Annotated in this window: 13 protein-coding genes; 9 read left to right on the forward strand and 4 right to left on the reverse strand. The window is 70.5% G+C overall.

The window, feature by feature from the left end; all coding sequences use genetic code 11:
* Positions 1–13: 13 nt before the first annotated feature.
* Positions 14–1,282: a D-amino acid dehydrogenase gene (locus tag QQA12_RS02065; protein ID WP_226050487.1), complete on the forward strand. Its 1,269-nt coding sequence runs from the start codon at positions 14–16 to the stop codon at positions 1,280–1,282.
* Entirely contained in the window at positions 1,282–2,358 is a 1,077-nt protein-coding gene (alr, locus tag QQA12_RS02070) for an alanine racemase (RefSeq protein ID WP_226050486.1), read from the forward strand. Before QQA12_RS02065 ends, alr begins: the two co-directional genes overlap by 1 nt.
* Positions 2,359–2,424: 66 nt before the next feature.
* Here alr and QQA12_RS02075 read toward each other — a convergent pair whose 3' ends face one another.
* Positions 2,425–2,994: a DUF3016 domain-containing protein gene (locus QQA12_RS02075; RefSeq protein ID WP_054661920.1), complete on the reverse strand. Its 570-nt coding sequence runs from the start codon at positions 2,992–2,994 to the stop codon at positions 2,425–2,427.
* Positions 2,995–3,178: 184 nt separating this feature from the next.
* On the opposite strand from QQA12_RS02075, the gene QQA12_RS02080 reads away from it, so the two are divergent.
* The 4 genes from QQA12_RS02080 to QQA12_RS02095 all read left to right on the forward strand — a co-directional run bounded on the left by QQA12_RS02080 (position 3,179) and on the right by QQA12_RS02095 (position 7,728).
* The gene (locus tag QQA12_RS02080) at positions 3,179–5,188 is read left to right on the forward strand and encodes an ATP-binding protein (protein ID WP_226050611.1); all 2,010 of its coding nucleotides are present in this window, start codon (positions 3,179–3,181) and stop codon (positions 5,186–5,188) included.
* 76 nt (positions 5,189–5,264) lie between these two features.
* Positions 5,265–6,320 (forward strand): class I SAM-dependent methyltransferase, encoded by a 1,056-nt coding sequence (locus tag QQA12_RS02085; protein WP_226050485.1) that lies wholly within the window; start codon positions 5,265–5,267, stop codon positions 6,318–6,320.
* Positions 6,317–7,024: a pseudouridine synthase gene (locus QQA12_RS02090; RefSeq protein WP_182212601.1), complete on the forward strand. Its 708-nt coding sequence runs from the start codon at positions 6,317–6,319 to the stop codon at positions 7,022–7,024. Before QQA12_RS02085 ends, QQA12_RS02090 begins: the two co-directional genes overlap by 4 nt.
* Positions 7,021–7,728, forward strand: coding sequence for an HAD family phosphatase (locus QQA12_RS02095; protein WP_056931077.1), 708 nt, complete (start codon positions 7,021–7,023; stop codon positions 7,726–7,728). Before QQA12_RS02090 ends, QQA12_RS02095 begins: the two co-directional genes overlap by 4 nt.
* Positions 7,729–7,803: 75 nt before the next feature.
* Here the strand turns inward: QQA12_RS02095 and QQA12_RS02100 are convergent, their stop codons facing one another.
* The 3 genes from QQA12_RS02100 to QQA12_RS02110 form a co-directional block, all read right to left on the reverse strand.
* Positions 7,804–8,352 (reverse strand): DUF1415 domain-containing protein, encoded by a 549-nt coding sequence (locus QQA12_RS02100; protein ID WP_233324852.1) that lies wholly within the window; start codon positions 8,350–8,352, stop codon positions 7,804–7,806.
* Positions 8,353–8,433: 81 nt separating this feature from the next.
* A complete protein-coding gene (locus QQA12_RS02105; RefSeq protein ID WP_226050483.1) occupies positions 8,434–8,919 on the reverse strand; it encodes a YajQ family cyclic di-GMP-binding protein in 486 nt (161 codons plus the stop codon).
* 60 nt (positions 8,920–8,979) lie between these two features.
* The gene (locus QQA12_RS02110; protein ID WP_226050482.1) at positions 8,980–10,080 is read right to left on the reverse strand and encodes a serine hydrolase domain-containing protein; all 1,101 of its coding nucleotides are present in this window, start codon (positions 10,078–10,080) and stop codon (positions 8,980–8,982) included.
* Between the two features lie 78 nt (positions 10,081–10,158).
* Between QQA12_RS02110 and QQA12_RS02115 the strand changes: the two genes are divergently transcribed.
* The 3 genes from QQA12_RS02115 to QQA12_RS02125 all read left to right on the forward strand — a co-directional run bounded on the left by QQA12_RS02115 (position 10,159) and on the right by QQA12_RS02125 (position 12,879).
* Positions 10,159–11,070, forward strand: a complete 912-nt coding sequence (locus QQA12_RS02115) for a DMT family transporter (protein WP_056931080.1) — start codon at positions 10,159–10,161, stop codon at positions 11,068–11,070.
* Positions 11,071–11,185: 115 nt separating this feature from the next.
* The gene (locus QQA12_RS02120; RefSeq protein ID WP_226050481.1) at positions 11,186–12,193 is read left to right on the forward strand and encodes a methionine ABC transporter ATP-binding protein; all 1,008 of its coding nucleotides are present in this window, start codon (positions 11,186–11,188) and stop codon (positions 12,191–12,193) included.
* On the forward strand, positions 12,190–12,879 hold the full coding sequence (locus QQA12_RS02125) for a methionine ABC transporter permease (RefSeq protein WP_226050480.1): 690 nt from the start codon (positions 12,190–12,192) through the stop codon (positions 12,877–12,879). The genes QQA12_RS02120 and QQA12_RS02125 overlap by 4 nt, the downstream gene beginning before the upstream one ends.
* Positions 12,880–12,895: the final 16 nt, after the last annotated feature.

A 12,895-nucleotide genomic window follows, 5' to 3' on the forward strand; every position in this document is an offset into this window, starting at 1 on the left:
CCAGGAGACGACGATGCGGGTTCTGATACTCGGCAGTGGTGTGATCGGCACGACCAGTGCCTGGTACCTGCGACAGGCGGGCCACGAGGTGACGGTGCTGGACCGGCAGCCCGGCCCGGCACTGGAAACCAGCTTTGCCAACGCCGGCCAGCTCTCCTTCGGCTACACCTCGCCGTGGGCCGCCCCCGGGGTGCCGCTGAAGGCGGTCAAGTGGCTGTTCCAGGAACATGCCCCGCTGGCGATCCGCCCCACTGCCGACATCGCCCAGTACCGCTGGCTGTGGCAGATGCTGCGCAACTGCACCGCCGGCCGCTACGCGATCAACAAGGCGCGCATGGTGCGCATGTCCGACTACAGCCGCGACTGCATCAACGAGCTGCGCGCGGCCACCGGCATCGACTACGAGGGCCGCCAGCTCGGCACCACCCAGCTGTTCCGCACCCAGCAGCAGCTGGATGCCGCCGCCCAGGACATCGAAGTGCTGCGCCAGTACGGCGTGCCCTACGAGGTGCTGGACCGCCAGGGCATCGTCCGCGTGGAACCGGCGCTGGCCGGCAAGGCCGATACCCTGGTCGGCGCGTTGCGCCTGCCCGAGGACCAGACCGGCGACTGCCAGCTGTTCACCCGCAAGCTGGCCGCGCTGGCGGCCGCGGCGGGCGTCGAGTTCCGCTTCGACCAGGACGTGGCGGGGCTGCAGCGCGACGGCGACCGCATCACCGGCGTGCGCATCGGCGGCAGGCTCGAGACCGCCGACCATTACGTGGTCGCACTGGGCAGTTATTCGCCGCAGCTGCTTGCGCCGCTGGGCATGCGCCTGCCGGTGTACCCGCTCAAGGGCTATTCGCTGACCCTGCCGATCACCGACGCGGCGATGGCGCCGACCTCGACCATCCTGGACGAGAGCTACAAGGTGGCGGTCACCCGTTTCGAGGACCGCATCCGGGTCGGTGGCATGGCCGAGGTGGCCGGCTTCGACCTGTCGCTGGATCCGCGCCGCCGTGCCACCCTGGAAAAGGTCGTGCGTGACCTCTACCCGCATGGCGGCGACCTGTCGCACGCCGAGTTCTGGACCGGCCTGCGCCCGGCCACGCCCGACGGCACCCCGGTGGTGGGCGCCACGCCGTACCGCAACCTGTTCCTCAATACCGGCCACGGCACGCTGGGCTGGACCATGGCCGCCGGTTCCGGGCGTTACCTGGCCGACCTGATGGACGGCAGGACGCCGCAGATCAGCAGCGAAGGCCTGGATATCTTCCGCTACGGCGGCCAGAGGGCAGGCTGATGCGCCCGGCACAGGCCCTGATCGACCTGGAGGCACTGCGCGGCAATTACCGCCTGGCGCGCCAGCTGGGCGGCGGCAAGGCACTGGCGGTGATCAAGGCCGACGCCTACGGCCACGGCGCGGTCGCCTGCGCGCGCGCGCTGGAGGCCGAGGCCGACGGCTTCGGCGTGGCCTGCATCGAGGAAGCGCTGGAACTGCGCCAGGCCGGCATCCGCAAGCCGGTGGTGTTGCTTGAGGGCTTTTTCGACGCCGCCGAACTGCCGCTGATCGTCGAGCACGACCTGTGGACCGCGGCAGCCTCGCCGTGGCAGGTCGAGGCGCTGGCGGCGTTCAGCACCGATACCAGACTGCAGGTCTGGCTGAAGCTGGACAGCGGCATGCACCGGCTGGGGCTGTCGGTGGATGAATTCCGCGCCGCGCACGCGCGGCTGTCGGCGCTGCCGCACATCGCGCCGATGGTGCTGATGAGCCACATGGCGCGCGCCGACGAGCTGGACAGCCCGCGTACGCTGGAACAGCTGCAGACCTTCAACCGCGCCATCGACGGCCTGCCGGGCGAGACCAGCCTGTGCAACTCGCCGGCGCTGCTGGGCTGGCCGCAGGTGCGCAGCGACTGGGTGCGCCCGGGCCTGATGCTGTACGGCGCCGACCCGCTGTACCCGCAGCCGAGCGCGCATGCGGCGCGGCTGCGCCCGGTGATGACCCTGCAGTCGCGGGTGATCGCGGTGCGCGAGATCGGTGTCGGCGAACCGCTGGGCTATGGCGCGCGCTTCGTCGCGCAACGGCCCACGCGCGTGGGCGTGGTGGCCATGGGCTACGCCGACGGCTATCCGCAGTTCGCGCCCAACGGCACTCCGGTTCAGATCGATGGCGTGCCGGGCCAGTTGATCGGGCGGGTGTCGATGGACATGCTCACCATCGACCTGACCAACCACCCGCAGGCGGGGCTGGGCAGCATCGTGCAGCTGTGGGGAACCTCGCCGACGATTTCCGAGCTGGCGCCGCGCTGCAACACCAGCGCCTACCGGTTGCCCTGCAGCCTCAAGCGCACCCCGCGCATCTACCTGTCGCAGTAGCGGCAACAGGAAAGGGCCGCGTGTGCGGCCCTTTCGGTGATGCGAGGCAGTGCCTGGCGGCGGCGGTCAGAGCCCGGCGGTGGGGCGGTCCTCGCGCAGTTCGCGGCGCAGCCAGTCATCGAGCAGGCGCTTCTCGTAGCGCAGCGGATCGGTGTCGGACAGGCGCGTGGCGCCGTACAGGTAGGCGTTGTCCACCAGCTTGCGCTCGCCCTGGTCGATCACCTGGCCCTGGGCGTCGGTGACGGTGAACTGCAGGTTGATCCGCGGCGGGTAGATGTTGCGCATGATGCGCACGTCGTCCAGGCGCGGGCCCTGCCAGGGCTCGTAATCGCCGGCGCGCTTGATGTCGGTGATGGTGACGGTCATCTGCTGCCCTTCGGGCAACTTGCTGGACGCCTGCTTGCGCAGGTATTCGGCCAGGTCCACTACCCAGTCACCGCGCTCGGCATCCCAGCGGTTGCGGCTCTGGCGCAGTTCGGTGAACCCGGACGGATCGTTCCACTGCACCTGCACCGGGCCTTCCACGGCCAGGGCGCGCGGCGCCTGCGGGTCGGTGACACTGGCGGGCCGGGCATCGGCGGCACCCGCCGCGAGCAGACAGGCCAGCACCAGGGCGGCAACGGTCGGGGTTTTCATGACGAACCTCCGGAAACGGGTCTTCACGCAGTGTGGGGGCGATCACCGCCCCGGGCAATCGCCAGCCGCCCGGCGGTTGGCCGCGGGTTGTGGACGGTTCATCATCACATGCCGTGGATAGTTGCGCGCCCAGACTTTTCCCCGTTGCGGCACGGCCGCGAGGACCTGACCACCCGCCTTGAGCATGCATCCGCCCGAACTGGAACCATTCGTCCCGCCGCCGGCCGCGGTGGGGCTGGACGACGCCTCGCTTTACCAGGACGTGTTCGAGGCCGTCGGCACCGGGTTCTGCGTGATCGAGGTGCTGTTCGACGAAGCCCGCGCGGTGGACTTCCTGCACTGCAAGGTGAATGCGGCATTCGAGCGCATCACCGGCCTGAGCGGGGTGGCCGGGCGCCGCGCCACCGAGGTGCTGCCGGGGCTGGACGAGTACTGGTTCCGGGTGTTCGGCCGGGTGGTCCACGATGGCGTGCCCGCGCAGTTCGAGCGCCACCTGCCGCAACTCGGCCGCTGGTACTCGGTCGAGGCGGTCCGGCTCGGCCCGGCGGGGACCCGGCGCATCGCGGTGCTGTTCGTGGACATCTCGCGGCGCAAGCAGATCGAGACCGAACTGGCCGAAAGCGAGGCGCGCTTCAGCGCGCTGGCCGACGGCCTGCCGATGCCTGTCTGGGTGCTGGACGACCTGGGCCACGTGCGCTTCGTCAACAATGCCTTCGGCACCTTCTTCGGGCTGGAGGCGGACCATCGCTTCGGGCCGCGCTGGTGGGAAGGGCTGCTGCACCCGGAAGACCTGAAGGTCTTCGAATACGCGCTGGAGGACGCCCTGTCCAACGAGCGCGACATGCACCTGAACGCGCGCCTGCGCCGCCATGATGGCCAATGGCGGTGGCTGGAGATGAACGCCGTGCCGCGTTTCTCGGCCGATGGCCGCTTCATCGGCCTGGCCGGCAACAGCCCGGACATCACCGAGCGCCGCGAGGTCGAGATGGCGCGCGAGGAACTGCTGGGGGCCGAGCGCGCCGCGCGCAACGCGGCCGAAGGCATGGCACGGGTGAAGGACGAATTCCTTGCCACCTTGTCGCACGAACTGCGCACCCCGCTCACCACCATCCTGGGCTGGAGCGAGCTGCTGCTGCAGCGCATGGAGGCCGACCACCCCATGCGCCGCGGGGTGGAGGTGATCGCCAGCAGCGCCATGGCGCAGAAGCGGCTGATGTCGGACATGCTCGACCTGAGCAGCATGTTGCTGGGCAAGGTGCAGCTGGAGGTCGAAGTGCTCGACCTGGCAGAGCAGGTGCGCGAAGCGGCGCGCCTGCAGGAGCTGGCTGCACGGGACAAGGCGCAGACCCTGCTGGTCGACGTGCCGCAGGCGCCGTGCCCGGTGCTGGGCGACGCCACGCGGCTGCAGCAGGTGCTGTGGAACCTGTTGGCCAACGCCATCAAGTTCACCCCGGTCGAGGGCCGGATCGAGGTCGTGCTGCGGCAGGAGGACGGGCATTACGCGGTGGACGTGCGCGACAACGGCGACGGCATCGCGCCGGAGTTCCTGGCGCAGTTGTTCAGCCGCTTCAGCCAGGCCGATACCACCACCACCCGCCGCCATGGCGGGTTGGGGCTGGGGCTGGCCATCGCCCGGCAGTTGACCGAACTGCATGGCGGATCGGTGTGCGCGCAGAGCGCGGGCGCCGGCCAGGGGGCCACCTTCAGCGTGCGCCTGCCGGTGTATCGCGTGGAGAATGCCGGACGGCCGCGGCGCACCGTGCAACGGGTCGCGAACGGCGAGCAGGTGGTGGCTGGCCATGCCCTGGCCGGGACCCGCATCCTCGCGGTGGAGGACCAGCCGGAGGTGCTGGCCTATCTGCGGCGGGTGCTGGAGGAGCAGGGCGCCAGCGTGGTGGCCGCGACGTCCGCCGCAGAGGCGCTGGGCCTGCTCGACCTGCGCGGCCATGCCGCCTTCGACGTGCTGGTCAGCGACGTCGGCATGCCCGGCATGGACGGCTACGGACTGGTACGCACGCTGCGCGAGACCATGGGCATTTCCGCGGTGGAACTGCCGGCGGTCGCGGTGACCGCACTGGCGCGCGGCGACGACCGCCGCCGTGCGCTGGCGGCCGGATTCCAGATGCATGTCGCCAAGCCCTACAGCGTGGCGCAGCTGGTCGGCGCGATCCGCGAGGCCTGTACTCGCCGCTGAACCCCCTTCGTGCACGACCGGTCCCAGTGCGGGCGGGCCGCTAGAATGACCAGCTACGTTCCGCTGGATATCCGCGATGGCCGCCGCTCAAGACGCCCCGCTGCAGACCCTGTTCCTCCCGTTCGCCAATGGCGCGTTGCCATGGCCGCAGGGACCGGTGCTGTTCCTGCGCGCGCGCGAGGGCTGGCCACTGCGCGAGCACGCCGCGCCCGGTCAACTGGTGTGCGTGCAGAGTTTCCGCCCGTTTGCGCAGGCGCTGGAGCGTGGCGGCTGGGAGGTGCGCGAAGAAGCCGGGCTGGACGCAGCGGATGCGCGCTACCCGCTGGTGCTGGTGCTGCCGCCGCGCCAGCGCGACGAAGCCCGTGCACTGTTGGCGCGTGCGCTGGAGCGGGTGGCGCCGGGCGGCGTGTTGCTGGCCTGCCAGTCCAACAACGAGGGCGCGCGCTCCGGCGAAAGCGACCTGCAGCTGCTGGCCGGCCTTGGCGGCAAGCTGACCAAGAACCACTGCCGCGTGTACTGGAGCGCGCCGCTCGATGGCCACCACGACGAAGCCCTGCGCGTGCGCTGGGCGGCGCTGGATGCGCCGCGGCCGATCATGGACGGGCGCTTCCTTAGCCGTCCGGGCGTGTTTGCCTGGGACCGCATCGATCCGGCCTCGGCGCTGCTGGTCGAGCAGTTGCCGCCGGATCTGGCCGGGCGGGGCGCCGATCTCGGTGCCGGCTGGGGCTATCTGTCGGCCGAAGTGCTGGCGCGTTGCCCCAAGGTGACCGCGCTGGACCTGTACGAGGCCGAGTCGCGGGCGCTGGCACTGGCCCGCCACAACCTGGCCGGCAGCCGCGCGCAGCTGGATTTCCGCTGGCACGACGTCACCGCCGGCATCGACGGCCGCTACGATTTCATCGTCTCCAACCCGCCGTTCCATACCCCCGCGCGCGAGGACCGGCCGGACATCGGCCAGCGCTTCATCGCCGTGGCCGCGCAGGCGCTGCGCCCGGGCGGGTGCCTGTTCATGGTCGCCAACCGGCACCTGCCCTACGAACAGATCCTCAACGACAGTTTCGGGCAGGTGCACGTGGCAGCCGAGCGCGATGGCTTCAAAGTCATCGTCGGTACCCGCGGGGGCCGCGCATGAAGCTGGTCAAGCACATCGCCAACCTCGGCTACGGCAGCCGCAAGCAGGTGCAGTGGCTGTTCCGCGAGGGCCGCGTCACCGATGCCGACGGGCAGGTGCTGTACGCCGACGACAAGGTCGGGCACGACGCCATCCGTGTCGATGGCGAGCCGCTGGACCCACCGCCGGGATTGACCCTGGTGCTGCACAAGCCGGCCGGCTACACCTGCTCGACCAAGGACCAGGGGCGGCTGGTCTACGACCTGCTGCCGTCGCGCTTCCGCGACCGCTCGCCGCTGCTGTCCACCGTCGGGCGCCTGGACCGCGACACCAGCGGACTGTTGTTGATGACCGACGACGGCGGCCTGCTGCACCGGATCGTGTCGCCGAAGTCGAAGCTGGACAAGGTCTACGAGGCGCGGCTGGCCCAGGACCTGCGCGGCGACGAGGCGGCATGCTTCGCCAGCGGCACGCTGTTGCTGGAATCGGACGACAAACCGCTGCTGCCAGCCGAACTGGAGGTGCTCGGCCCGCGCCACGCGCGGCTCACCCTGCACGAGGGCCGCTACCACCAGGTGCGGCGCATGTTCGCGGCGGTCGGCAACCACGTCGATGCCCTGCACCGCAGCCGTATCGGCGGGCTGGCGCTCGATGACCTGGCCGAAGGGCAGTGGCGGGTGCTGTCGGCGGACGACCTGCAGGTCCTGTTCGGGGACCGGCCATGACCCTGCTGGTGGAACTGGCGACGCCACCGCAGGCGGTGATCTTCGACATGGACGGGCTGATGCTGGACAGCGAGCGCGCGCTGCTGGGCTGCCTGGCGCAGGCTGGCACCGAGGCCGGGCATGTGCTGCCCGAGGCGTTCCTGCTCTCGCTGATCGGCTCCAGCGACGCGCTCACCCGCCAGCGCATCGCCGAGCAGGTCGGGGCCGACGCGGTCGATGCCCTGCTGCAGGATTCGTACGCGCGCTACGAGCGCCTGGTGGCGGCCGGTGTGCCGCACCGTCCCGGCATCATCGACCTGCTCGACACGCTGGTCGCGCATGGCGTGCCGCGTGCGGTGGCGACGTCCACGCGGCGCCCGCTGGCGCTGCGCAAGCTCGAAAGTGCCGGGCTGCTGCGTTATTTCGAACACGTGGCGACCAGCAGCGACGTCGCCCATCCCAAGCCGGCACCGGACATCTACCTGCTGGCCGCGGCTCGTCTCGGGGTCGAGCCACGCCACTGTCTGGCGCTGGAGGATTCGCCCACCGGGGTGCGCGCCGCGCTGGCTGCCGGCATGACCGTGATCCAGGTGCCGGACCTGCTGCAGCCGGACGCGGACGTGCGCGCGCTGGGCCATGCCATCGCCGGCTCGCTGCACGATGTGCGCGGGTTGCTGCTGCCGCTGCTCGGGGCGCCCGTCGCCGGGCAACACGCGGCCGGGTAGGCGGCGGGGGGCGCGGCTGCGCCGGTCATGCCGGCGCGCTGGGGGCTGGCTGGGGCACCGGCCAGCGGGGCGGCATCACTCCCCGGCCAGCAACCTGTTCCAGCCTTCCACGCCCAGCTTGTCCAGCGTGGCGATGTTGCGCTCGACGATCACGTCCGGGTCCGGGAACGCGGCCACCGCCCGTTCCACGCTGTCCTCGCGCAGCAGGTGCAGGGTGGGCCACGGCGCGCGGTTGGTGTAATTGCTGGCATCGTCCGGCGCGGTACCGGCGAACTGGTACTGCGGGTGGAAGCTCGCTACCTGCAGCACGCCCTGCAGGTCCAGCGCTTCCACCGCCGCGTCGGCATTGTCCAGGAAGTCGTTGTAGTCGAGGAAATCGGTGAGCACCTGCGGGTGCACGATCAGCGTGGTATCGGTCTGCTCGGCCGGCGTATCGCGCAGCAGCAGCAGTTCCTCGGCCAGCTGTTCCAGCAGCGCCTCGGGCGTGGTGGCGTCGCTGAGCACGAAGCGCACCTGCTCCTTGACGTATACCGCCTTGGCGAAGGGGCACAGGTTCAGCCCGATCACGGCCCTCTCCAGCCAGCGGCGGGTGTCGGCGATCGGGTCGTGGGCGGTCTCGTTCATGGCATCGGGCGGCAAACGGGGGGCAGCCATTCTAGGGGGCGTGGCGGGCATCGCGCCGGGCGCGTGGACCGGCGGCGGCACTCAGTCGCGGAAGTTGTCGAACTGCAGCGGCTGCTCGAACTCGCTCTTCTTCAGCAGCGCGATCGTCTCCTGCAGGTCGTCGCGCTTCTTGCCGTTCACGCGCAGCTTGTCGCCGTTGATCTGGGTGTCGACCTTGATCTTGGACTCCTTGATCTTCGCCGCGATCTGCTTGGCCAGCTTCTGCTCGATGCCCTGCTTGACGGTGACCTGCTGGCGCGCGCCACCGAGGTTGGTCTCGATGTCGCCGAACTCCATGCAGCGGAAGTCGATGCTGCGCGCGGCCAGGCGCTGCTTGAGGATGTCGGCCATCTGCTTGAGCTGGAAGTCGCTGGGCGCGGCCAGCTTGATCAGCGTGTCGCCGTCCTGCTCGAACTTCGCGTCCACGCCCTTGAAATCGAAGCGCGTGGACAGCTCGCGGTTGGCCTGGTCGATGGCGTTGGTAAGTTCGTGCTTGTCGACTTCAGACACGACGTCGAAGGAAGGCATGGGGAAGCTCCTGGCGGAAAAACAGCGGCCATTCTAGGCCATCGCCCGGGAGGGCCGTGGTCAGCGCGCCTGCTTCCACTGCGCATGCAGCAGGTTGGCTGCCGCGTAGCAGGCCGGGGCGTCCCTGTTGGACAGCACGATCACCGTTTCGCCGGTATGCGGGTAGGTGCGCACGTCGGTGCAGATGCCGTCGGCGCTGCCGCCGTGGCCCCAGCGGAAATCGCGTTCGGGCACGCCCTCGCCGTAGCCGGTGGCGAAGAAGCCCAGGCCCATGAACTCGCGCTGCGGCGTGGTCGCCTGCCTGAACAGCGGCAGGGGCAGCAGCCGGCCGTCGACCAGTGCCTGCACGAAGCGCAGCAGGTCGCCGGCCGGCGCCACCTGCCCGCCGGCGGCGAAACCGCGCACCGGCAGCGTGGCGCAGTTGCGCACGCGCTTGCCTTCGACTTCTGCATAGCCCACCGCCAGGTCCGGTGCCGGATCGTCGCAGTCGACGAAGCCGGTGCGCGACATCGCAGCCGGTGCCAGCACATGCGTGCGGATGTAGGACTCGAAATCCTGCCCGGACAGCACCTCGACCATGCGCCCCAGCACCACGTAGCCGTAGTTGCCGTATTTCTGCTGCGTACCCGGCGCGAACTCCGGCGCCCGGTTGCCGTGCAGGGCGATGATGTCGGCCGGCGTGCGCAGCCGCGTGCGTTCGGCCGCATGCGTGGCACCGAACAGTTCATCGACGTCGCCCGCGCCGGCGGTATGGGTGAGCAGCTGGCGCACCGTCACGGTGTCGGCGAAGGCACGGTTGGGGTAGTCCGGCAGCACCTCGCCGACGCGACTGTCCAGGGTGAGGCGGCCGGCGGCGACCTGCTGCAGGATCGCCACGCTGGTGAACATCTTGCCGGCCGAGGCCAGGTTCAGGCGGTCGTCGACACGCAGTGGTGCACCGCCATTCTCGTCGCGCGGGCCGTAGGCCTTCTCGAACACCACCTTGCCGTCGTGCGCGACCAGCACCACGCCGGAAAAGCGTCCGGCGGTCTCCAGCCCGAGGACGAAGCCGTCCAGCCGCGCCAGGTCGGTGGCCGAAGGCGCCTGCGCGGCCACCGTCGTGCAGGCCAGGGACAGGGCCAGCGCGGCCAGCGGGCGAAGCGGGATGGAAGTGGCAGGCATGCGTCCGGCTCCGGCGGAAGATGGGGCGAGCATAGCGGCAGCGCAGCGGGTACCGGCACGGCCTGCGATAATCGCGCCATGTCCGTTTCTTCCCCCTCTGTCTCGCGCTCCCCCGCCGCCGCCGTGGCGTGGATGCTGTCGGCCGTCGCCTTCTTCTCGCTGATGGATGCCGGCATGAAGCTGCTGTCGGCCGGCTATCCGACCCTGCAGGTGACCATGCTGCGCGGCGCCGCCTCGCTGCCGTTCGTGCTGGTGTGGGTGCTGGCCACCGCCGGGCCGCGCTCGCTGATCCCGGTGCGCTGGGGCCTGCACCTGCTGCGCGGCGCGCTGGGCATGGCCATGATCGGCTGCTTCGTCTACGCGCTGCGCAGCCTGCCGCTGTCCACCGCCTATTCGATCTATTTCGTCGCACCGCTGCTGGTGGCCGCGCTGTCGGTGCCGCTGCTGGGCGAGCGGGTGGGGCCGCGGCGCTGGGTCGCGATCGGCGTCGGCCTGGTCGGGGTGCTGGTGGTGCTGCGCCCGGGCATGGACGGCTTCATCTCGCTGCCGGGGCTGATGGTGCTGCTGGCGGCCACCGCCTACGCGATCGCGGCGGTGACGGTGAGCCTGTTGACCCGTACCGACACCCCGCAGGCGATGGTGGTGTGGTTCCTGCTGATCATGGCGATCGGCGCCGGGCTGCTGGCCTGGCCGCAGTGGCAGCCGCTGCAGTGGCGGCACGCAGGGCTGATCGCAGGCATGGGCCTGGCCGGCGCGCTGGGCCAGATCGCGCTGACCCGCGCCTTCCAGCTGGGCCAGGCGTCGATGATCGCGCCGCTGGAGTACACCGGCCTGGTCTGGGTGATCGGCTGGGACCTGCTGCTGTGGGGCGTGCTGCCGGACCGGATGACCTGGATCGGTGCGGCGATCATCGTCGCCAGCGGCCTGTACCTGCTGCACCGCGAGCGGGTACAGCATGCGCGGCGGGCCGGGCAGGTGGACCATCCCTGAACGCCGGCCGGTCCGCATAGAACCAAAAGGAATAAGATTCCCGCTGCCCGTGCGGGCGCCGCGGCCGCGGCGCTGCTAGGCTTGCCGCCCTTCCGTCCGTCCACCCGCCCTGGCCGTGATCGAGTTCCAGAACCTGCACAAATCCTATGCCGTGGACGGCCGCGCGATCACCGCGCTGCATCCGCTCGACCTGACCATCGGCGCCGGCGAGGTGTTCGGCATCATCGGCCACTCCGGCGCCGGCAAGTCGACCCTGATCCGCCTGATCAACCGCCTCGAGGAGCCCAGTGGCGGCCGCGTGCTGATCGATGGCCAGGATGCCACCGCGCTCGATGCCGATGGCCTGCGCGCGCTGCGCCGGCGCATCGGCATGATCTTCCAGCACTTCAACCTGCTGTCGGCGCGCACCGTGGCCGGCAACGTCGCGTTTCCGCTGGAGCTGGCCGGCACGCCGAAGGCGCGGATCGACGCGCGCGTGGCCGAGCTGCTGCATACCGTCGGCCTGGAGGCGCACGCGGCCAAGTACCCGGCGCAGCTGTCCGGCGGGCAGAAGCAGCGGGTGGGCATCGCCCGCGCGCTGGCCACCGGGCCGAAGATCCTGCTGTGCGACGAGGCCACCAGCGCGCTCGACCCGCAGACCACCGCCTCGGTGCTGGCGCTGCTGTCCAGGATCAACCGCGAGCTGGGCCTGACCATCGTGCTGATCACCCACGAGATGGACGTGATCCGCCGGGTCTGCGACCGCGTGGCGGTGCTCGATGCCGGCCACCTGGTCGAGAGCGGGCCGGTCAGCGCGGTGTTCCTGCACCCGCAGCACCCCACCACGCGCCGTTTCGTCTCCGAATCCGAGCACGTGGACGAAGGCGAGCTGCACCGCGATTTCGCCGCCGTGGGCGGGCGCATCGTGCGCCTGACCTTCCTCGGCGACGGGACCTACGAACCGCTGCTGGGCCGCATCGCGCGGCAGACCGGGGTGGACTACAACATCCTGTCCGGCCGCATCGACCGGATCAAGGACACGCCCTACGGGCAGCTGACCGTGGCCCTGGTGGGCGGCGACCAGAATGCGGCCCAGGCCGGCTTCGTCGAGGCCGGCGTGCATGTGGAGGAACTGCGTCGATGATCGTCGCCACCGCCGGCGGTTTCTTCCGCCACCTGGATGCCGGCAAATGGGCCGACATCGGCCAGGCCACCATCGATACGCTGCTGATGCTGGCCGGTTCGCTGCCGCTGACCATGGCCATCGGCCTGCCGCTGGGCGTGCTGCTGTTCCTCACCGGCTCGCCGCAGCTGCGCCGCCGCCCGCTGCTGTACGGCGTCACCGCGCTGCTGGTGAACGTGCTGCGCTCGGTGCCCTTCATCATCCTGATGATCGTGCTGATCCCGCTGACGCTGGCGCTGATGGGCACATCGCTGGGCGTGCGTGGCGCGATCCTGCCCCTGGTGGTCGGCGCCGCGCCGTTCTATGCGCGGCTGGTCGAGACCGCGCTGCGCGAAGTGGACCGCGGCGTGATCGAGGCCAGCCAGGCCATGGGCGCCACCACCGCGCAACTGGTGTTCAAGGTGCTGCTGCCCGAAGCGCGGCCGGGCCTGATCGCCGGCGCCACGGTCACCACCATCGCTCTGATCGGCTTCACCGCAATGGGCGGCGCCATCGGCTCGGGCGGACTCGGCGACCTGGCCTTCCGCGACGGCTACCAGCGTTCGCACACCGACGTGGCGCTGGTCACCGTGGTGCTGCTGCTGGTGCTGGTGCAGCTGCTGCAGATGCTGGGCGACCGGCTGGTGCGCCACTACACTCGCCGTTGAGCGGCCCCCTTCCCGC

This window comes from Stenotrophomonas sp. 17(2023) (assembly GCF_030345315.1).
Classification (GTDB): Bacteria; Pseudomonadota; Gammaproteobacteria; order Xanthomonadales; family Xanthomonadaceae; genus Stenotrophomonas; species Stenotrophomonas acidaminiphila.